The organism is Shewanella sp. Choline-02u-19 (genome assembly GCF_002836205.1).
Taxonomy (GTDB): domain Bacteria; phylum Pseudomonadota; class Gammaproteobacteria; order Enterobacterales; family Shewanellaceae; genus Shewanella.
In genome coordinates this window covers 1,011,526-1,033,007 of record NZ_PJBE01000013.1, presented here as the reverse complement: position 1 = coordinate 1,033,007, position 21,482 = coordinate 1,011,526, and the positions used below count along the sequence as shown (strand labels likewise).

At 43.4% G+C, this 21,482-nt stretch carries 15 protein-coding genes, 2 tRNA genes and 3 rRNA genes; 8 read left to right on the top strand and 12 right to left on the bottom strand.

What is annotated here, in order from left to right:
- The first annotated feature begins 371 nt into the window (after nucleotides 1–371).
- Both CXF83_RS11235 and CXF83_RS11230 read left to right on the top strand, forming a co-directional pair.
- The gene (locus CXF83_RS11235) at nucleotides 372–1,097 is read left to right on the top strand and encodes a hypothetical protein (RefSeq protein ID WP_101091823.1); all 726 of its coding nucleotides are present in this window, start codon (nucleotides 372–374) and stop codon (nucleotides 1,095–1,097) included.
- Nucleotides 1,098–1,303: 206 nt separating this feature from the next.
- Nucleotides 1,304–1,648 carry a hypothetical protein gene (locus CXF83_RS11230; RefSeq protein WP_101091822.1) on the top strand — a complete coding sequence of 115 codons (345 nt, stop codon included), beginning with the start codon at nucleotides 1,304–1,306 and terminating at the stop codon, nucleotides 1,646–1,648.
- A 92-nt stretch (nucleotides 1,649–1,740) separates the two neighbouring features.
- Here CXF83_RS11230 and CXF83_RS11225 read toward each other — a convergent pair whose 3' ends face one another.
- Genes CXF83_RS11225 through CXF83_RS11215 form a run of 3 tightly spaced genes read right to left on the bottom strand, consistent with a single transcriptional unit; the run spans nucleotide 1,741 to nucleotide 4,810 of the window.
- Nucleotides 1,741–3,246 carry a PhnE/PtxC family ABC transporter permease gene (locus CXF83_RS11225; RefSeq protein ID WP_101091903.1) on the bottom strand — a complete coding sequence of 502 codons (1,506 nt, stop codon included), beginning with the start codon at nucleotides 3,244–3,246 and terminating at the stop codon, nucleotides 1,741–1,743.
- Between the two features lie 10 nt (nucleotides 3,247–3,256).
- Nucleotides 3,257–3,952, bottom strand: a complete 696-nt coding sequence (locus tag CXF83_RS11220; RefSeq protein ID WP_101091821.1) for an ATP-binding cassette domain-containing protein — start codon at nucleotides 3,950–3,952, stop codon at nucleotides 3,257–3,259.
- Nucleotides 3,953–3,955: 3 nt separating this feature from the next.
- Nucleotides 3,956–4,810 carry a putative selenate ABC transporter substrate-binding protein gene (locus CXF83_RS11215; RefSeq protein WP_101091820.1) on the bottom strand — a complete coding sequence of 285 codons (855 nt, stop codon included), beginning with the start codon at nucleotides 4,808–4,810 and terminating at the stop codon, nucleotides 3,956–3,958.
- A 283-nt stretch (nucleotides 4,811–5,093) separates the two neighbouring features.
- On the opposite strand from CXF83_RS11215, the gene CXF83_RS11210 reads away from it, so the two are divergent.
- Nucleotides 5,094–5,768 (top strand): response regulator, encoded by a 675-nt coding sequence (locus CXF83_RS11210; protein WP_101091819.1) that lies wholly within the window; start codon nucleotides 5,094–5,096, stop codon nucleotides 5,766–5,768.
- The gene (locus CXF83_RS11205) at nucleotides 5,759–7,111 is read left to right on the top strand and encodes an ATP-binding protein (RefSeq protein ID WP_101091818.1); all 1,353 of its coding nucleotides are present in this window, start codon (nucleotides 5,759–5,761) and stop codon (nucleotides 7,109–7,111) included. Before CXF83_RS11210 ends, CXF83_RS11205 begins: the two co-directional genes overlap by 10 nt.
- Here CXF83_RS11205 and CXF83_RS11200 read toward each other — a convergent pair.
- Entirely contained in the window at nucleotides 7,108–7,797 is a 690-nt protein-coding gene (locus CXF83_RS11200; protein ID WP_101091817.1) for a 2OG-Fe(II) oxygenase, read from the bottom strand. The two genes, CXF83_RS11205 and CXF83_RS11200, sit on opposite strands and share 4 nt — an antisense overlap.
- A 114-nt stretch (nucleotides 7,798–7,911) precedes the next feature.
- On the opposite strand from CXF83_RS11200, the gene CXF83_RS11195 reads away from it, so the two are divergent.
- Together CXF83_RS11195 and CXF83_RS11190 are read left to right on the top strand one after the other, a co-directional pair.
- Nucleotides 7,912–9,171, top strand: a complete 1,260-nt coding sequence (locus CXF83_RS11195) for an HD-GYP domain-containing protein (RefSeq protein WP_101091816.1) — start codon at nucleotides 7,912–7,914, stop codon at nucleotides 9,169–9,171.
- Nucleotides 9,172–9,273: 102 nt separating this feature from the next.
- Complete coding sequence (locus CXF83_RS11190; protein ID WP_101091815.1) at nucleotides 9,274–9,612, top strand: DUF3135 domain-containing protein; 339 nt, start codon at nucleotides 9,274–9,276, stop codon at nucleotides 9,610–9,612.
- Nucleotides 9,613–9,628: 16 nt separating this feature from the next.
- On the opposite strand, the gene corA is transcribed toward CXF83_RS11190, so the two are convergent.
- Entirely contained in the window at nucleotides 9,629–10,576 is a 948-nt protein-coding gene (gene corA, locus CXF83_RS11185) for a magnesium/cobalt transporter CorA (RefSeq protein ID WP_101091814.1), read from the bottom strand.
- 107 nt (nucleotides 10,577–10,683) lie between these two features.
- Nucleotides 10,684–11,049, bottom strand: coding sequence for a hypothetical protein (locus CXF83_RS11180; RefSeq protein WP_101091813.1), 366 nt, complete (start codon nucleotides 11,047–11,049; stop codon nucleotides 10,684–10,686).
- 168 nt (nucleotides 11,050–11,217) lie between these two features.
- Here CXF83_RS11180 and CXF83_RS11175 point away from each other — a divergent pair, with 168 nt between their 5' ends.
- Nucleotides 11,218–11,877: a YccT family protein gene (locus tag CXF83_RS11175; RefSeq protein ID WP_101091812.1), complete on the top strand. Its 660-nt coding sequence runs from the start codon at nucleotides 11,218–11,220 to the stop codon at nucleotides 11,875–11,877.
- 979 nt (nucleotides 11,878–12,856) lie between these two features.
- Here CXF83_RS11175 and rrf read toward each other — a convergent pair.
- The 6 genes from rrf to gmhB form a co-directional block, all read right to left on the bottom strand.
- Nucleotides 12,857–12,972, bottom strand: a 5S ribosomal RNA gene (gene rrf / locus CXF83_RS11170).
- A gap of 191 nt (nucleotides 12,973–13,163) precedes the next feature.
- Nucleotides 13,164–16,068 (bottom strand): 23S ribosomal RNA (locus CXF83_RS11165).
- 452 nt (nucleotides 16,069–16,520) lie between these two features.
- Nucleotides 16,521–16,596, bottom strand: a tRNA-Ala gene (locus CXF83_RS11160).
- Between the two features lie 123 nt (nucleotides 16,597–16,719).
- Nucleotides 16,720–16,796, bottom strand: a tRNA-Ile gene (locus tag CXF83_RS11155).
- Nucleotides 16,797–17,019: 223 nt separating this feature from the next.
- Nucleotides 17,020–18,562, bottom strand: a 16S ribosomal RNA gene (locus CXF83_RS11150).
- Together the 16S, 23S and 5S rRNA genes with 2 tRNA genes alongside form the textbook arrangement of a ribosomal RNA operon.
- Nucleotides 18,563–19,438: 876 nt before the next feature.
- Nucleotides 19,439–19,990 (bottom strand): D-glycero-beta-D-manno-heptose 1,7-bisphosphate 7-phosphatase, encoded by a 552-nt coding sequence (gene gmhB / locus CXF83_RS11145; RefSeq protein WP_101092171.1) that lies wholly within the window; start codon nucleotides 19,988–19,990, stop codon nucleotides 19,439–19,441.
- Between the two features lie 133 nt (nucleotides 19,991–20,123).
- Between gmhB and CXF83_RS11140 the strand changes: the two genes are divergently transcribed.
- Nucleotides 20,124–21,428, top strand: coding sequence for an aminopeptidase P N-terminal domain-containing protein (locus CXF83_RS11140; RefSeq protein ID WP_101092175.1), 1,305 nt, complete (start codon nucleotides 20,124–20,126; stop codon nucleotides 21,426–21,428).
- Nucleotides 21,429–21,482 lie beyond the last annotated feature (54 nt).

Below are 21,482 nucleotides of genomic sequence, written 5' to 3'. Positions count from 1 at the left end.
CTCAATACACTTTAGATTGAGGCCTTTATTATTAGTTTCTATAGCTATACAAGTTTAATACCAGCTTTCAAATATCAGCTAACGCCCTGTAACACGCTCTTTCAAGAACGGTATTGACCAGAGTAGTTGATTTAAACCCTAGCACGTTTAAGCACAATATCCTTATTTGAGGAAGTCATATGCCCAAATAGGGTTATTTTGTTGTTCTTTAATGGGTTAACAGATTATTTCCGCCGAGAACCCCACTAAAAGCGCATTGTTATGAGTTGGCACGATACTCGCAATACCTACTGAGAATAGAGGGAACGTACCGTTAAGTGGCTGCGTTAGATCCAAACACATCAATGCCTTATGGCAATAGAGAAGACATTATGAAAAATAACTTATTAGTATGCGCATTATTAACCTGCGGTTTAGCCTTGCCAACCAGCTTATTCGCTGCACCTACACAAATTGAAGTCGTCGACAATAAAGACAGAGAATTTACCACCCAAATAGAAACTGATGAGAATGACATTACCCATGTCACCATTAAAACAGATGGTAAGCAACATGACTTAGCATTTACTGCCCAAGAGTTGAAAGATAAAGATGTGATTAGCGCTAAATTAGCTGAGTTACCCAAAGAGTCTCAAGCGCTACTCACTCGTATGCTGTCGCGGTCGCAACTGCACCCTAAAAACAATCTTTTTGTTGTTAACGCAGAGCAAGATAAGGCGATTAGGATTAAATTGGAAAAACTGTATAAACAACTCGATGGGAAAACAGCGCAAATCGAAGCTCATGTAATAAAAATCGAATCTAAATCGGGTGAACTTGAAGCGAAAGCCCAAGAACTCGAAAAACTATTCGAACAAAATGAAGGCGAATTTGAAATACATATTGAATCCCTTTCAGATGATATAGAGATTATTGCCGAGCAGATCTCTGAGCTTGAAGTCATGCGATTTGGTGATAGTGATGAACACGCTAGTTTTGTTATCTTTGACGATGGCGATGGGGCAAGTGCTGAACATATTCTTAGCTTGATTAGTCACGCAAACCTCAGCAAAGAAGATAAACAAAAGCTTAAATCTGCTTTAGACAATATCAAATAACATTGATTGGGCAAGCTGCTCTTAACAGACCAGCTTGCTGTAACCAACAATCAAGGCCGACAGAGTTGTGCTTTGACGCACATAATCACACCTCGATTACTGTTCCCTGCGAGTATTAGTCCCATATTTGTGAAGCCGCCTATAGAATACTTATTTGATTTTGCCTTATCCTTACAGGCTATTTATGGTCAATAAGGTATATCTTTATGTGGTGGCGTATTCTTTTTATCAGTGTTGCGTATTTACTGCTCGGTGCGCATTTTCTTCGATTTGGTCAAAACGAAGTCTGCATAGCCTATGCATTAGCACCTGTATTACTCTTTATTCGAGCAACTTGGATGACTCGATTTTTACAGCTAGCCCTAATCGTCTCCGCCTTTCTGGTTTGGGGAACGAGTGGATTTGAATATGTACAGGCACGCATTGTTGCTGAGGCCCCCTGGTACCGCCTAAGCATTATTATGTCGAGTGTTGTCGCGTTTACGCTATTTGCCGCATGGTGTGGCAACGGCATCATCTATAGAAGACACCAGCGCAAAATATTCAACTAACAATGTACTGATAGCCCAAAGGCTTAGATTCTATTCGTTAACAATCTGTCAGGATAAAAATCACCGTATATGAGTTCGTTCTATACGGTGATTTAACAAGGTTTATGTGAGAGCGACCCATTAACCAGCAGTTTACGACTCGCTATATCAATTAAAATATTAAGTAAAGCCGTCGCACCTATCAGCACTAGCGCCCCATTAAAGCGTATTTCAGAAAAGTTGCTATCAATATAAAAGCCTAACGTAGCAACGCCTAACATTCCCAAAATAGCTGTTTCTCTGAGAATCACTTCAAATCGATAAAACAGTAACGCCATCATATTTGGGTATATTCTCGGTAATATGTCATATGCATAGCCATCAATTTTGCCATTAAAATGCTGGCTAAATGTAGTGGTAGAGCTTTGTCGAGCGGTTAAATAGGCAACTAAGGCACCGTTATGAATCGCTAACGCTATGATTGCCGGCAACATAGAAGGTCCCAACAACAACATGAAAATATAGGCCAAGATGTACTCAGGTATTGATCTTAAAATAAGTAAGATAAAATTGTTGAGTCTAGTGATAAACGCACCCGTTAATGGCTTAAAACTGAATGTTGTCATCAGCAATGCCAACAGATAGCTAAAGCCTAGCGCTGCAACTGCAAGCAACACGGTCGCTAAAACACCGGGAAGTGCTTGCTCAGTAATAATCTGATACAACCATTGTCCAAATAGCCGCCACTTATCGTTAAACAACAGCTCTATGCTATGGCTTTGAAACATGGGCGGTAAAATATCGTCACTTAAAAAGCGCCAAACAAGTGAGCCGTCAATGGTGGTGATATCAGGTAACAACCATACAGCAGCAATAAAATACAAAGGTAACAATTTAGCTCTGCACCAATAAGGTATGGAGCCGATCATAATAATAAACAGAATAAGCAACGCTGCGCCTTGGTGATAATGCCCTTGCCTGAAAGCCGACTCTAAATAAAACCCTAATGTAGGCATTCCGACAAAGCCAAGTATCGCGCTGCTTCTTAGCGCACATTCAAAACGGTAACGCACGTAAGCTTTTATTTCATTCATTACGTGGGCGAAACGGCCATATATGTAGCGGCTGACTTTATCGGTATTCGCTGGTAAATTTTGCAATGTGTAAACAGGGGCTTGCTGTAAAATATCGCTAAAGACTCTAGCAAATGTAGCACCATAAGGTAAGGCGATAGCAAGTACGCCTGTTAAGGGGGATAAACCGAACACTTGCAGAAACAATAACGCCCAAAACAATTCATGAATCGAGCGAATAAAGGCACAAGCGGCTGCGACCAGAGGTTTATTATAAAACAATGCTACGGGTGCACCGAATAACAATCCTGCCGCCACGCCAAGTAAAGCAAAACTAACCGTTTGCCAAACCGCCTCCAATAGATATTCGGTCGCTAAAAAATCTGGTGAAAGAAATCCTAGGGCTATACGCTGCAACTCGCTCCACGGTTCTAACGCTATAATTTCCGTGTCAGCCCAGTAAAAGCATGCCATGGTAACACCAAGCAAAATCAGCGTTACTTTCTGCCAATAACCAAAAAAAGCCTGACGTGGAATTGAGCTCATGTTGACAAGATCAGGCAATGGTATCCGATCCTATAGCCTCGTCAGTATCAATGCTTGAGCCTTCATAGAACGCTTGCAACATCTCAGCACTCAGCTCTGAGGCACGAGTATCTATGCACTTTTTCCCGTCACGCAAACCAATAACTCTATCAAAATGTTGCAACGCCATATCCATATCATGCAATACCATAATGACGCTCTTGTGCTGTTGTAATACTAAACTTATCAGCCGCTTACCCATAACTGGATCTAAGGCGGAAAAAGGCTCATCGCCAATAAAAATGGGCATCTTTTGATATATAGCTCTACCAACCGCAGTGCGCTGACGTTGTCCACCTGATAACTGAGAAACAGTCTGGGATATCGGACAGTCTAGCGCTAAGGAGTTAGCAATGGTTGTCACTTCTTTAAGTGGTTTTTTAAAGGGGAACGCTAGGTTAAAAAGATTATATACTGCAGAATTTCTGCCTAGTGCTCCCATATATATATTATGAAATACACTTAAACTCTCAACTAAACCTTGTTGTTGGGAGCAATATGCCGCACTCCCCTGCAACTGGTCATAGATATAACGAATAAGCGTAGATTTTCCTGAACCTGAGCTGCCAATAATGGCTACCTTTTCGCCAGCCGCAATAGACAGGCAAATTGAATCCAGTGCTTTTTTATCACCAAAGCTCAAAGAAAAATCATTAATGTCTAACATCAATTAATCTATTAGACCGATCGTTTTTGCGACATTTTCAATCGGTTCATAATCTTGATTGTCGGCCGGCACAAATGATTTACGTGGAAAACTCTTAAGAAGTTCCGCATCAGTCATACCCAACAGTGCTGCTTCCACTCGTGCTTTAAAGCCTGCGCCAAAGGTGTCATCGACGCCAGCTCTTACCGTCCATTGGTAATCAGGATAAGTGGGTGTGGTCCAAATAACATTCACTTTTTTCAAGTCAACTTTACCCGCGGCTAAAGCGGACTCCCAGACTTTATAATTAACCGCTCCCACCTGATAAACACCTGCTTGAACTTGCGCGATGGTGCGACTGTGGTCGCCTGAAAAACCAATTCGCTTAAAAATATCTTCAGGGCGTTTACCCAAATTACGTTCGATAAAAAACTGCGGCATCAAGCGGCCAGAAGTAGAATCTTTTGAGCCAAAGGTAAAGGTGTAACCGTTTAGATTAGGGAAGCTATCATCAGCTATAATCTCAGTAGAGTGGTGAGCAATAAAGTAGCTTTTAAAAAATTGGTCTTCATAGCCTTGTGCTATTGCGTCAGAACCCGGTACTAAACGCCTTGCTTGTACGCCGGAAAGACCACCAAACCATGCAAGCTGCACTTGATTGTTTCTAAAAGCGGTTACGGCTGCAGAGTATGACTTTACTGGCACGTATTTAACTTCAACGCCTAGTTTTTCTTCTAAGTAAACGGCCACTTTATCGAAACGTGTTCGAAGTTGGCTTTCATCCTCATCGGGAATAGCGGTAAAAGTAAAAGTTGCAGCCAAAAGACTCGGCGCGAATAGCAGCACAAACATGCTAATAAGGGACTTGATAGCAAACATAATAAGCTTAACCTGACAAAATATTTACCATATTTTAACTAAATTTAACCAACAAACCCAGAAGAAACACTATAAAGCACTAGATAGATCTGGATTTAACCATAACCTTTATCAAACTGATGTTAAATCATCCACTAAAACGTTTTCTTCATAGCAACATCAACATAATTCAGCCAAGGTTAAGTTAGCGAGGCGTAAACTTCTACGTAATTAGAAACACTTAGTTGGCAGTATGCATAAATCTGCGTAAACTAATCTTTATCGCATTCAAGGATATTTGACTATGAGAATATTGGTTGTTGAAGATGATCCTATTTTATCTCACCACCTTAAAGTGCAGCTTAGTGAGCTAGGAAATCAGCTTCAAGTTGCATTAACAGCGAAGGAAGGATTTTACCAAGCGACAAACTATCCTATCGATGTCGCTATTGTCGATCTGGGCTTACCCGACCAAGATGGTATTAGCTTAATTCAAAGTATGCGTGATAACGGAGTGAAAGCTCCCATTTTGATTTTGACAGCCCGAGTTAACTGGCAAGACAAAGTTGAAGGTCTAAATGCAGGTGCTGATGATTATCTGGTTAAACCGTTCCAGAAAGAGGAGCTCGTGGCTCGACTCGATGCTCTGGTCAGGCGCAGTGCCGGTTTTGTCAAACCAAAGATCACCAGTGGCGCACTAGAGATAGACTTGGCAGCCAAACAAGTCACTCTCAACGACGTGCCAATGGAAGTGACCGCCTTTGAATATCTAATCCTCGAGTACTTAATGCGCCACTGCCATGAAGTTGTCGCTAAACAGCGCTTGCTCGATGTCATTTACGGTGACAAAGAGGGAGACCCAAACACTATCGAAGTCATGGTCAGTCGTTTACGCAAAAAACTCACAAAAGATGGTATTGAAAATCCTATCGCGACGATTCGTGGTCAAGGTTACAAATTTAATCTGCCATGCAGTTAAGCTTTAAACCTAAGAAACGTCTGCTTACGCGGATGTTTCTCACTTCGCTCTCAATCATAGCCTTGGTAGGCTTTGGTTTAGCTTGGATGGTTAATATTCTTCATGCCCAAAATAGTTACAATGAAGAAACCTCCCAGCTTATTGCTGAAATCCCTAAAGTAGCCGCCGAACTTAGGGAGCATGATCTACTGCCTGATAATAGCGATGAATGGCTAGCAGAAAATAGCGCATCACAGCGTTATATTATTGCCAGTTGTGACAGTACCTTTAATCAAGTTTGGACATCTTCTTTGGCTGTCGATCGCGGATTATTCGATACCTGCGAACGTTTTAATGAGATCCGCAATAACACCCCCCCCTATTACCTTTCCTTAGCTGATACTCGTGGCTACTTTGTATATTTGCTCTCACTTGATATCGCTGGCAGCGAATACAATTTACTGGTGTTAAAAGATGCTGAGAAGTTAGAAGCAGAATACAGTAAGTTCAGTCGACGCACCTATGTACGGCTGGGGTTTGTGCTGGCATTAGCACTGGTCTTGCTCATCAGTGCGGCTTACTGGGGAATGCGTCCATTAGTGCAATTAAGAAATGAACTCCAATCGGTTAATAGCGGAAAATCCAAGAGCCTTTCTGAAGGTTATCCCATTGAACTTGAAGGCGTAACCCAGGCGCTTAATCAACTGTTAGTGCAATCAAGTGCACAACAGCAGCGATACCAAAATGCAATGAACGACTTAGCCCATAGTTTAAAAACACGTTTAGCCGCGGTGCACGCCATTACTGATGATGCCAGATTAGATAAAGAAGCAACCAGTGAAAAAATAATGGAGCAAGTTAGCCAGATGGATCTATTGGTAAAATATCAATTAAAACGGGCAATGTTAGGGCGTAAGGGCTTAAAACAGGAACAAACTCAAATACTGCCGCTGGTTGACCAACTCGCTCAAATGTTATTTAAGGTATACCGTGACAAACAAGTCCAGTTTGAAGCGGTTATCGAGCAAGAACATGTCTTCCCTGGTGACAAAGGTGACTTAATGGAGCTTTGTGGCAACTTAATGGAAAATGCATTTAAGCTGTGTATTACCACCGTCAGGGTCTCATCCTATTACAATGATGCGGGTGAGTTTGAGCTTTTAGTGGAAGATGACGGTCCAGGCGTTGAAGAGAGTATTAGACAAAACATTATTCAACGCGGCGTTCGAGCAGATACCCAAAAAGCGGGACAAGGTATTGGATTGGCAGTGTGTAACGAGATCGTCATTAGCTATGGCGGACGTCTCAGTATTGAGACATCCGACTTGGAAGGTGCTTGTTTTAGGATCTCAATACCAATCTAACGCGCGTATAGCTGCTCTGCTCGATTAAACATTATCCAAGAGGTCGCGATATATTTATCGCAGCTCTTGGGCATATTGCCTCGATGCGAATGAGTAAAACCTGCAGGTGCTATCACCATAGTGCCTTTTTTAGGCGTTACTTTCTTGTCTTGATAGTAAAACTCAGTCTCTCCGCCTTCTTCGACATCATTTAGGTAAAACATATATAACACGACTCGATGCAAGGCTTCGTTATGATTAAGCTGAGGAAATTGTTCTGAGTGCCAATGAGGATAGCCGCCTTTGTTTTTATCATATTTTTGAATGTTAATCGTACCACTCCGATATAGATATTTAACTAAGGCTTCAGCCCTTGGCTCCCCAAATGCCGCATAATTATCAGGTGTTAGCGTAACAGCGTCACCTTCTAGATTAGAGACTCCTACCGATACCGCACCCATCAGCGCCATAGAATATTTATTAAAGTACTCCGCGGCGTGCTGCAATGTGTATTGCAGCAAAGTATTTTTAAGCACGGCTAAATCTTCATGAGAATCCAACATCAAATCTCGGCTCATTTTTTTGTCAGTGTCGACACCACCACCGGTGCTTCCGGCTAACACACCTGGGTGTTGCTCAAAAGCACTAACGAGCTGTTCACATAGGTCATCGGGAAGTGCATTGGGGTATATTTCAATAAAATCCATTAGATACTCTTAAGCTGCTTGCCTTCGCATAATTGTAAACATATGAGTTAAGCATTTGTAAATAAGATAAGTTGCGTTAAAATAGCAAACTAAGGAAGACTCACACAAATACATATGCCAAATAGTTGTAAAATTGCAGTAAAGCAACTGCAGGTAGGTAATTTCATTCGATTACCTGTTTCATGGAAAGATCACCCTTTTCTATTCAGCAGCTTCAAAATTAGACAACAAGCCCAAATTGAGTTAATAAAGAATCTGGGGATTGAGCATGTCTTTGTCATATTAGATCGCAGCGATACTGCGGTGCTAACCCCTGAAGATGCCCGCAGCAGAAAACAGCCTATTGTCGATAGTAATTTAGATACACTATCAGAGGACCTACGTAAGCAAAAAGCTGAAAGCATAGAAGCCCATAAAAGCCTAAGGCGCCAGCTGCAGAAAACAGAACAACACTTTGATCGTTCAGTCGCAATGATCCGCAGTCTTATGGGTAAATTGCGTAATCGCCCTTTAAATGCCGTGAATGATGGCAAGGAACTTATCCATAATATCTGCGAGCAGTTATTAACGTCTGATAAGTTAGTCTTGCATTTGATGGCAGATGCTAAAGATGATGATGGGATCTACTACCACTCTCTTAACGTATCCGTTTTATCGATGTTAATCGCCAAAGAACTAAACTGGACTCGCAATGAAATAGAATTGATCGGCATTGGCGCATTATTTCATGATACTGGTAAGCTTAAAGTGCCAACACAGATATTAAGAAAAACGTCACCATTATCACAAGCCGAACAAAACTTCGTCAGTCAGCACCCCATGATGGGTGTAGACTTACTCAAGCTTGCTGATAATTTCCCATCAGAAGCACTGCCAGTCATCTTGAATCATCATGAGTTCCTCGATGGTTCAGGCAGTCCAAAAGGCTTGAAAGAAGCCCAGATTGACAAATTAAGCCAATTGGTTGCAGCGGTAAATACCTATGATAATCTTTGCCATTCAGATAATAATCGAAAAGCACGTACCCCCTATTCTGCTTTAGGTTATCTGTATAAGCATTATCAAACACAGTTAAATCCGCAAATGGTTGGAAGAATGGTCAAGATGTTAGGGATCTATCCACCCGGCAGCATTGTCGAGTTATCCTCAGGCCAATACGCTATGGTTATGTCGGTAAATATGAGTCAACTATTGCTACCGAGGATCCTTGTTTACGATGCATTAGTCCCAAAAGAACAAGCACCTATAATAGAGTTGGCACAAGAAGGGATTACCATCGTCAGGTGTTTACCTCCGGCAGGCTTGCCAGAAAAGGTCTTTAAATATCTAAACCCGAGAGAAAGAGTCAGTTACTATTTTGGTACCGATAGCTGAGAATAATCTTTTTGTAATAACAGTAAACTTGTCTAGTTCTTGCTCTATTCCGTTCCTGTTACTAGATTTAATCTAACAGTAAACGTTTAAGAGTGAGTTTTTATGACTAAGCTTCCCGATTTTGACCAACTACTTTGGCTAGCAGAAAACGAACCAAGCAAATTAGATGCTTTACAGAAAAAGTTAAACCAAGAAGTTATTGACGAGTCTTCAGCTGCAAGTAAACCAAAGTTAGTTTCATTGCTCGATCATCTCGAGAAAAAATTGTCACTATGCAAAACACCCTACCAACGCTACCAAATTGTAAGCAGTATGATGTACCAAAAACTCTCAAGTCTTAATGATGTACTTAATCACCCTGATGAGTTTTATCAACATAAGGCTACGGTGCTTACTTTTGCAAACGGCCCCTCACAAACAGGTACAAAAAAAGTTCGCTAAATGCGAACTCTTGTTATTATAACCAACCTTTACGCTTGAAGAAAAAGTAGGTACCCGCAGCACTACCAAACATCATCAAAATAGCCATCGGATAACCTAACTTCCAATCCAGTTCAGGCATATTGGCAAAGTTCATACCGTAGCTACTAGCAATTACCGTAGGCGGCAAAAATACCACTGCCGCAACCGAAAATATTTTAATAATCTTGTTTTGTTGCAGTCCACTAAAACCCATTGCAGCATCGAGTAAAAAATTCAATTTATCGAAAATGAACTGACTATGTGGCATCAGTGATTCAATATCCAATAACATCTCTCGAAGATCTTTTATCTCACCATCTGAGAGTTGACTACGATAGTGCTTTTGCATGTAACGTAATGAACGCTGTGTATCGAGTAAACTTAATCTAATCTTACCGTTGGAGTCTTCTTGTCGAGTAATAAGCTTAAAGACATCATCAAGCTCTTCATTCTTGAACACTTCTTCACTCACACTATCAAGCACAGTGTAAACGTCTTCAATTAAATCTGAGAGATAATCGACCTTTAGATTAAACAACTCAAGCAGCAATGCTTGCGGTGATGTAGCCTCTATTCTGCCAAGACGTAAATAGTTTCTTAGCAGTCTGATTAAGCCAACATCTTCTTCTCTAATCGTCAAAAGGAAATTGGGGCGAATGTTAAAAGAAACGTTTACGCCTTTAACATCTTGTCCTGCTCTTTGTGGGAACAAAGAATTAATGTGCAACCCGTCTTTATTCTGATAAAAACGTGCTGAAGCTTCAATTTCATTGATGTCTTCCTCTTCAGGAACATTTTCAACAGAAAACTGACTTAACCACTCTCGTTCCTGATCATCAGGCTTATAAAGATCTAACCAAGTTGTGCTGGGAGGGATAGTATCCTTGATGCTCAATTCGGTGATCGTTAGATTACGATTCTCGTAGGCATAGGCTGTTATCATAGCTCCTCCTTCTTACAATTAATCAACTAATGGGGGTAAAAAAACGAGGCTATTCTAACCCAAAAAGAGACATCGAAAAGCGTTAACTAAACGAAAAATCTCAAATATTACTCTTCGACTGTCTTAGCGATGGTTATTCGTTCTTGATTAGATAATCTGATTCTTATCCCGTCTATAGTTATTAATTCGTTGTTAGTAATATGCTTCTTTCTAACTTGATAAACAACCGAATCGTTACTCACTGGCGACACAATAGTGACACTAACGACCTTATTACCATCCTGCCAATCCCAATACCAATACCCAGCACTTGCCAATAATGAAAGACTTATAATTATGTACAGAGAGAAGCGAATAATAATCCCTTTACCCATATCTTGAGTTCGCTCTTTTGTTCCGCTTACTTTAGATTGACGAATATAAAAAATGGCACTCGCTATGACTAACAAAGTCACAAGAATTTTTGTTAACACGTGCTCTCTCCAAAACCGTAATGGAAGCACATTATAACTAAAATCATAAAGCTAAACTGTTATTATTATCTAAGCATCCGTATTCAATTGTTCAGTTACACTAGATCAAGCTGCAAAACAAAAATCGTTCTGCTATAAAGTAAGTATCAATTAAAATAGAGATTTTCTATGAAAATAAATCAGTGTATTTTGGCGACAGCATTACTCTGCGTTCATTCTTTCGCTATTGCCAATGTAGAACTAACACTTCCATCAAGCTCTGAACTTGTGCTTATCAATGGCAAAGAGGCTGACGGAAATAAAGACCTTTCACTCGCTAATGGTGAGAACCAGATAGCACTGAGGTATGTAGGGCGTTACCAACAGCAGGGGTCGCAAAACCAATTTAGTTCCGATGTGATTATTCTGACGTTTTCTGCTGAAGATAAGCAATTGACACTCGGTTTTCCGAGAATACGGTCAAGTAGAGCTGCGGAGGCTTTCAATAGTGCCCCTCAGATAACAATGATAGATTCTTCAGGCGCAACGATAGCTTTTCAACAGGGACTATTGATTAAAGAAGGTATGCAACTGGGTCGCGATTACGAAGAAGAGATCAGTATTTACAATAGTAGTCACCAAGTCGCAGCCATCAGTACTTTAGCTTTAGCTGCCCCCATCATATCAACAACCCCGTCTTCAAGTACTCAAGTCTCCGAGGCCGTTTCTGCGAGTAATTCTAACGTGAAATCAGATCAGATAAATGTTGGTCAAATGCTCGACTTTTGGTATGAACAAGCCGATGAAGCAACAAAAAAAGCATTTAAATTAAAGATAAACGCTAAATAGCACATATAGATATTCTCTGACGCAGCTCGGTTTTAAGTAAACCAATTGGGGTTTAAGTGTCATCGAATATCTCACTAACTCCATTAGTCAGTGGCGTCTTCAGGTAGATCAGCAACGTGATCTACCATCCCTAATGTTAGTTATTCAGTCGTCTTTACCCCATCGCTATAAGCACTCTTTTACAGTGCTCATGCAATTCAAAAACGTCTTTGCTATCCGGTTTAAACATTAATTTGACCACACTGTGACGTGGCTAGATATTTAAGTCATAACAGACATCATGTCGACATATTTGAACTCAAAATCTGATGAACCGTATATCCGTTGACTCTACAACCACAAATCACAGACGTAAAAAAGCCCGTTGCGTTAGCAACGGGCTGTTCACTCTCTTTCGAGACCAATCTTAGAAAGAGTGGCGCCTGAAAATGTTCCGCTCGCACTTAGCTGCGACGGCCACTACACGATTATGCCGATGCTATTGCCACTGCACTCCGTCATTCCGGCAATTCATCAACTTAAAACGCCCAAATCACAGACGTAAAAAGCCCGTTGCGTTAGCAACGGGCTGTTCACTCTCTTTCGAGACCAAACTTAGAAAGAGTGGCGCCTGGAAATGTTCCGCTCGCACTTAGCTGCGACGGCCACAACACGATTATGCCGATACTATTGCCCCCTGCATTCTGTCGTTCCGTCAATTCAACAACGTAACAACACTCAAATCGCAGACGTAAAAAAGCCCGTTGCGTTAGCAACGGGCTATTCACTCTCTTTCGAGACCAATCTTAGAAAGAGTGGCGCCTGTCATGGCCAGCTACGCGCTCATAAGCACATCGCTATTACGATATTCGCCCTACTATCACATGAATTGATGCATGCTTCGCATACGCTATTTACTTCCCATGTGAGAGTAACTATTCAAAAAGCTAATAACGATAAATCCCTAGCGCAGAGCACTAGGGATTTATCGTTATTAGGCGCCTGGAAATGACCTACTCTCACATGGGGAAACCCCACACTACCATCGGCGATACTGTGTTTCACTTCTGAGTTCGGAATGGGATCAGGTGGGGCCACAGCTCTATGGTCTCCAGACAAATTTGGAATTCGAAAAGCTGTTACTCGCTATCGCAAGTAAATCGAAATTTATTATTGAGTTTTAACACATGGATGTGTTTTATGTCATAAATGCAGGAGCAATTTTATGACCACACCACATTAAGTGCTTATTCTAACTCTGGTGTTTTGTAAAAACATCAGTCTCATACAAAACCCATCAGGGTTGTATGGTTAAGCCTCACGAGTCATTAGTACAAGTTAGCTCAACGCCTCACAACGCTTACACACCTTGCCTATCAACGTCCTAGTCTCGAACGGCTCTTTAGAGGAATTAAATTCCTAGGGATGACTCATCTTAGGACTCGCTTCCCGCTTAGATGCTTTCAGCGGTTATCGATTCCGAACGTAGCTACCGGGCAATGCTATTGGCATAACAACCCGAACACCAGCGGTTCGTCCACTCCGGTCCTCTCGTACTAGGAGCAGCTTCCTTCAATCATCCAACGCCCACGGCAGATAGGGACCGAACTGTCTCACGACGTTCTGAACCCAGCTCGCGTACCACTTTAAATGGCGAACAGCCATACCCTTGGGACCGACTTCAGCCCCAGGATGTGATGAGCCGACATCGAGGTGCCAAACACCGCCGTCGATATGAACTCTTGGGCGGTATCAGCCTGTTATCCCCGGCGTACCTTTTATCCGTTGAGCGATGGCCCTTCCATACAGAACCACCGGATCACTATGACCTACTTTCGTACCTGCTCGACGTGTATGTCTCGCAGTTAAGCTGGCTTATGCCATTGCACTAACCGTACGATGTCCGACCGTACTTAGCCAACCTTCGTGCTCCTCCGTTACTCTTTGGGAGGAGACCGCCCCAGTCAAACTACCCACCAGGCACTGTCCCGAACCCCGATTCAGGGGCCGCGGTTAGAACATCAAAACTACAAGGGTGGTATTTCAAGGTTGACTCCACATCATCTAGCGACAATGCTTCAAAGTCTCCCACCTATCCTACACATGTAGGTTCAATGTTCAGTGCCAAGCTATAGTAAAGGTGCACGGGGTCTTTCCGTCTAGCCGCGGGTATACGGCATCTTCACCGCAATTTCAACTTCACTGAGTCTCGGCTGGAGACAGCGTGGCCATCATTACGCCATTCGTGCAGGTCGGAACTTACCCGACAAGGAATTTCGCTACCTTAGGACCGTTATAGTTACGGCCGCCGTTTACCGGGGCTTCGATCATGAGCTTCTCCGAAGATAACCCAATCAATTAACCTTCCGGCACCGGGCAGGCGTCATACCGTATACTTCCTCTTGCGAGTTTGCACAGTACTGTGTTTTTGATAAACAGTTGCAGCCACCTGGTATCTGCGACTGCCAACAGCTTAAGGAGCAAGTCCTATCACCGTCGGCAGCGTACCTTCTCCCGAAGTTACGGTACCATTTTGCCTAGTTCCTTCAGCCGAGTTCTCTCAAGCGCCTTGGTATTCTCTACCCAACCACCTGTGTCGGTTTGGGGTACGATTCCTACTAACCTGAAGCTTAGAAGATTTTCCTGGAAGCATGGCATCAACTACTTCATCACCTTAGTGACTCGTCATCAGTCCTCAGTCTTGCAATTAAATGCGTATTCCCGGATTTGCCTAAGAATACAACCTACAACCTTAAACGCGGACAACCAACGCCGCGCTAGCCTAGCCTTCTCCGTCTCTCCATCGCAGTTAGCAGAAGTACAGGAATATTAACCTGTTTCCCATCGACTACGCCTTTCGGCCTCGCCTTAGGAGTCGACTCACCCTGCCCTGATTAACATTGGACAGGAACCCTTGGTCTTTCGGCGAGGGAGTTTTTCACTCCCTTTATCGTTACTCATGTCAGCATTCGCACTTCTGATACCTCCAGCGTGGGTTACCCCTTCACCTTCAACGGCTTACAGAACGCTCCTCTACCGCACTAGTGTAAACACTAGTACCCATAGCTTCGGTGTATTGCTTAGCCCCGTTAAATCTTCCGCGCAGGCCGACTCGACTAGTGAGCTATTACGCTTTCTTTAAATGATGGCTGCTTCTAAGCCAACATCCTAGCTGTCTAAGCCTTCCCACATCGTTTCCCACTTAGCAATAACTTTGGGACCTTAGCTGATGGTCTGGGTTGTTTCCCTTTTCACGACGGACGTTAGCACCCGCCGTGTGTCTCCCGAGTAGTACTCATTGGTATTCGGAGTTTGCAAAGGGTTGGTAAGTCGGGATGACCCCCTAGCCTTAACAGTGCTCTACCCCCAATGGTATTCGCTCGAGGCGCTACCTAAATAGCTTTCGAGGAGAACCAGATATCTCCCGGTTTGATTGGCCTTTCACCCCCAGCCACAAGTCATCCGCTCATTTTTCAACATAAGTCGGTTCGGTCCTCCAGTTGATGTTACTCAACCTTCAACCTGCCCATGGCTAGATCACCGGGTTTCGGGTCTACACCTTGCAACTAAACGCGCAGTTAACACTCGGTTTCCCTACGGCTCCGCTATTCGCTTAACCTCGCTACAAAATGTAAGTCGCTGACCCATTATACAAAAGGTACGCAGTCACGGTCTCAAGAACCGCTCCCACTGCTTGTACGTATACGGTTTCAGGTTCTATTTCACTCCCCTCACAGGGGTTCTTTTCGCCTTTCCCTCACGGTACTGGTTCACTATCGGTCAGTCAGGAGTATTTAGCCTTGGAGGATGGTCCCCCCATGTTCAGACAAGATGTCACGTGTCCCGTCCTACTCGTTTTCACGTAAAGTTAGTTTTCATGTACGGGGCTATCACCCTGTGCCGCTGTGCTTTCCAACACATTCCACTAACACCCTCTACGCTTAAGGGCTAATCCCCGTTCGCTCGCCGCTACTAGGGGAATCTCGGTTGATTTCTTTTCCTCCGGGTACTTAGATGTTTCAGTTCCCCGGGTTTGCCTCATTAACCTATGAATTCAGTTAATGATACATGCTTATGCATGTGGGTTTCCCCATTCGGAAATCGTTAGCTCAAATGCTTGTTACTAGCTCGCCAACGCTTATCGCAAGTTACTACGTCCTTCATCGCCTCTGACTGCCAAGGCATCCACCATATACGCTTAGTCACTTAACCATACAACCCAAATAAGTCTCTATGAGAAATACTCGTTGTTTCAAGCGGGTAAGCTTAAAACAGCCGTATCATAACTAATGGTTTCTACTTTCGCCAAAATTAGAATTTTTCACTTATTGCTGCGACGCAATAAGCCAAGACACTTAATGTTTAAGTGTTTAGAACTCAATTTTTTAAATTTCGCGCTAACCCTATAAACAACAACCTACAAGTAAGTCGCTGTCCCTTTTCAGGTTAACACTATCAGCTTTCCAAATTTTTAAAGAACGGGCTTAAAAAAGCCAAAGATAAATTTTCGTTTATCTTTGGCATCTCTATCCAATGCATGCCTTACTTTCTACTGGTAAAGTAAGTTTACTCAGTCAATTAGAATAATTTTCTAACCGACTAGCAAAGTAAATGGTGTATTTACAAGATAGCTATCGAACCTAAGTTCTTAACAATCAAGTAAATGGTGGAGCTATGCGGGATCGAACCGCAGACCTCCTGCGTGCAAGGCAGGCGCTCTCCCAGCTGAGCTATAGCCCCATTTACATGCAGTCAAACAAAATATATACGTATAAATGACCAAATTGTTTCTTATCGAGGCAGATAGTATCGACGTTTAGCTTTATTAAACGAGTCACTTTCTAACAAAGATAAGGAAAATTTTGGTGGGTCAGAGTGGACTTGAACCACCGACCTCACCCTTATCAGGGGTGCGCTCTAACCAGCTGAGCTACAGACCCATTTATACTTGTTTACTTGCTTCAATTCAGCGTTACTTTCGTCGCTTAATCAGTCATGTAGTGAACTACGCTTCCTCTTTCGCTTCTCAAGTGCCTTGACTTGAAACAAATTAACATCGTCTAAACTTAAAGACGTATATTTTTGCTCTTTCTTTATAACAAGCATATCTGTGTGGACACTCAAACGTATTTTCATACTTCAGATGTGAGTTAGTCGTATAGGTAAGGAGGTGATCCAGCCCCAGGTTCCCCTAGGGCTACCTTGTTACGACTTCACCCCAGTCATGAACCACACCGTGGTAAACGCCCTCCCGAAGGTTAAGCTATCTACTTCTGGTGCAGCCCACTCCCATGGTGTGACGGGCGGTGTGTACAAGGCCCGGGAACGTATTCACCGTGACATTCTGATTCACGATTACTAGCGATTCCGACTTCACGGAGTCGAGTTGCAGACTCCGATCCGGACTACGACCGGCTTTGTGGGATTAGCTACACCTCGCGGCTTTGCGACCCTCTGTACCGACCATTGTAGCACGTGTGTAGCCCTACTCGTAAGGGCCATGATGACTTGACGTCGTCCCCACCTTCCTCCGGTTTATCACCGGCAGTCTCCCTAAAGTTCCCACCATTACGTGCTGGCAAATAAGGATAAGGGTTGCGCTCGTTGCGGGACTTAACCCAACATTTCACAACACGAGCTGACGACAGCCATGCAGCACCTGTCTCACAGTTCCCGAAGGCACTAATCCATCTCTGGAAAATTCTGTGGATGTCAAGAGTAGGTAAGGTTCTTCGCGTTGCATCGAATTAAACCACATGCTCCACCGCTTGTGCGGGCCCCCGTCAATTCATTTGAGTTTTAACCTTGCGGCCGTACTCCCCAGGCGGTCTACTTAATGCGTTAGCTTGAGAACCCAGTGTTCAAGACACCAAATTCCGAGTAGACATCGTTTACGGCGTGGACTACCAGGGTATCTAATCCTGTTTGCTCCCCACGCTTTCGTACATGAGCGTCAGTCTTTGTCCAGGGGGCCGCCTTCGCCACCGGTATTCCTTCAGATCTCTACGCATTTCACCGCTACACCTGAAATTCTACCCCCCTCTACAAGACTCTAGTTTGCCAGTTCGAAATGCAGTTCCCAGGTTGAGCCCGGGGCTTTCACATCTCGCTTAACAAACCGCCTGCGTACGCTTTACGCCCAGTAATTCCGATTAACGCTTGCACCCCTCGTATTACCGCGGCTGCTGGCACGAAGTTAGCCGGTGCTTCTTCTGCGAGTAACGTCACACCCAATCGCTATTAACGCTTGAGCTTTCCTCCTCGCTGAAAGTACTTTACAACCCGAAGGCCTTCTTCATACACGCGGCATGGCTGCATCAGGCTTTCGCCCATTGTGCAATATTCCCCACTGCTGCCTCCCGTAGGAGTCTGGACCGTGTCTCAGTTCCAGTGTGGCTGATCATCCTCTCAGACCAGCTAGGGATCGTCGCCTTGGTGAGCCATTACCTCACCAACTAGCTAATCCCGCCTAGGTTCATCCAATCGCGGAAGGCCCGAAGGTCCCCTCCTTTCCCCCGTAGGGCGTATGCGGTATTAGCAGTCGTTTCCAACTGTTATCCCCCTCGATTGGGCAGATACCTAGGTATTACTCACCCGTCCGCCGCTCGTCACCTCAGGAGCAAGCTCCCTTGTGTTACCGCTCGACTTGCATGTGTTAGGCCTGCCGCCAGCGTTCAATCTGAGCCATGATCAAACTCTTCAATTAAAGTTTTTTGCTTTACTCCGTTAAGAGCAAAGCGGCTCAATGAATTATACTGTTTTTCAAAAGCCCGAAGACTTTCGAAGTTTACATATTGCTATGGTCACTCAGTGGTTCATTGAGTAAATATTTTTGATTGCTTCCTAAGAAGCAATTTCGAATAACTCAACACCTGTGAGTGCCCACACAGATTTGCTTGTCATATTGTTAAAGAGCGTGACACCATCTTTCATGTGTCGCCGAAGACGCTAGGTCGTTGGCTTGAGGAGGCGTATTCTACACTCTCCAGCGTCGGCGTCAAGGGCTTATATTAAGAAGTTATTCAAGTGCTGATTTCTTAATCACTAATGTGAAAAGCTATCAAACCCGAAGCCCTTAAAGCGCTTGTCACCTGAGTCTCATCTCCGAGAAGATTTAACTCTCTAACACCGCTGCAAGTCCCGTACTACCTAAGTAGTTGGCCTGCTGTACCGTGTCAGTGGGTGCGAATTATAGGGGGTTTCTGAGAGAGCACAAGGGTCTTTCTTCATAAAAATGAAATAATCACGTCAACCGCATAGTTACCAAACGATACGTACAAAAAAGGGGCTGAAATCGACTTTTTGGCGTCAACTAATACTGACTCAGTACTTACCTATTATAGGGCTTGCACCTAAAAGTCTTGTATTGGGCGAGTTAACTGCATTGTCATCGACGACTATAAGGAAAGAGCAAGTCCAACAGACACTCATATATCTACATAAGGTCTTTTGTATTCAGTCTAACGGAAATACGTTATTAAGATAATGTTATAGAGGACGTCAAGGAGTAACTCTATTGTAAGTCACTCCAACGATGAAGCGGTACATTTTACAGATATCAATACGAGGTCGAGTTCTTTATTTAGTTAGCCGCAAGATAAGCGGGTACATCAGCAATTGAATCCAGCACCACTGTCGCGGCGGCAATTGCTTCATCAGTGACTGATTTACCTGTACGCACTAATATACGTGTAGGAACTCCGGCAGCTTTAGCCGCTAACATATCATCTCTTTTGTCACCCACCATCACCGATTGACTTAAATCAATTTTCAGAAACTGAGCTGCTGTGTTTAGCATCCCCGGTTTTGGTTTGCGGCAATCGCAGTCAACTTTATACTCACCAATGCCCTTTTCTGCATGATGAGGGCAATAATAGATACCATCGAGCTCAACACCTTTATCAACAAAGTTCCAATCCATCCACTCTGTTAACGTATGAAACTGATCTTCAGTATATAAACCACGTGCAATACCAGACTGATTCGTCACGACCGCAAGAATAAACCCTGCTTCTTTTAGCGCGACGCATGCTTCAAACACGCCTTCTACATATTCAAAATCATCGACTTGATGTACGTAGCCATGATCTATGTTGATTACACCATCTCTATCTAAAAATACTGCTCGCTTCACTATGCTGCCTCTCTATTTACCAATGACGGTTATTATTTCATTCATTAAACGAAATTGCACCGTGAACTTGCTATCAATCGCCTAATACCGTGTAATGGATAAAATATACATTACCACTATAGAAAATATGAATATGCTCAATACATGTCACCAAAGGCGCACCGAGCTGCTTGAACAGCTACCCAATAACAGTTTAGTGATCCTTGCGGGCTATCAGCAGAAAGTTCGCAGTAAAAATATCAAATATCACTTTAGGCAGGATAATGACTTTCTCTATTTGACCGGGTTCAACGAGCCAGACGCGATCGCTATATTGGTCAAACGCGAAGTAAGCGAATACCTGCTATTCTGTCGCCCTAAAGATCCAGCGCAAGAAATCAGCTTTGGCGCACGTGCCGGTGTTGAGGGCGCAGTTGAGCATTATGGTGCAGACAAAGCCTATTCAATCGCACAGTTTGAACAAACCTTATTACCACTTCTGCAAAGCATCACTACACTCTATATAAGTGATGAACTCGGGCGATTCTCATCATCACTTGTCCGTTGGACAAACATTCAAAGATTGACCGCGCCATTTGATACTCCAAAGAATTTCATCTCTATCACACCATTGGCTAAAGTGTTACACGCAAAGCGCGTGGTAAAAAGCCAAGCTGAAATCACTAAGATCCGCAATGCCGTAGCAGCATCCACCTCGGGGCATAAAGCGGTAATGCAGGCATGTCATCCCGGCATCAATGAGCGAGAATTGTCCTCACTATTTGATTTTACCATTGCCAAATATGGCTGTAACGACGTTGCCTACCCTAATATTGTGGCTGGCGGTAATAATGCCTGTTGCCTGCATTATGAAGAGAATTGCAATGAGCTGCAGGATGGCCAGATGCTACTTATCGATGCCGGCGGTGAATATGAGCACTATGCCTCCGACATAACCCGTAGCTATCCGGTCAATGGCAAGTTTACCCCTGAGCAGAAAGCCATTTACCAATTGGTGTTAAATGCACTGGATCAAGCTATAGCAATAGTACAGCCTGGCTCGATATGGATTAGCCTTTATGATACTTGCATGCAAGTGATGGCAAAGGGCCTTAAAGAACTTGGATTATTATCAGGCTCGATTGAACACATTATGACAACAGAAAGCTATAAACGCTTCACGGTACATAAAACCGGTCACTGGCTCGGCATGGATGTACACGATGTAGGCCCTTATCACGATGATAAAGGCAACTGGCGCACGCTAGAAGCAGGCATGGTATTCACCATAGAGCCCGGTATATACATTCCTGAAGATGCACTCGATGTCCCCGAAGGCTATCGCGGCATGGGGATCCGTATCGAGGACGATATTATGGTGACAGACAACGGCTCTGAAAACTTATCCGCTAATGTACCAAGAACGATTGACGATATTGAGCGTATTATGTGTAAATAATAAGGTTTACTGGCTCATTTTTTATCAACAGAGCGTCAGCAGCTTGTCTGCCAT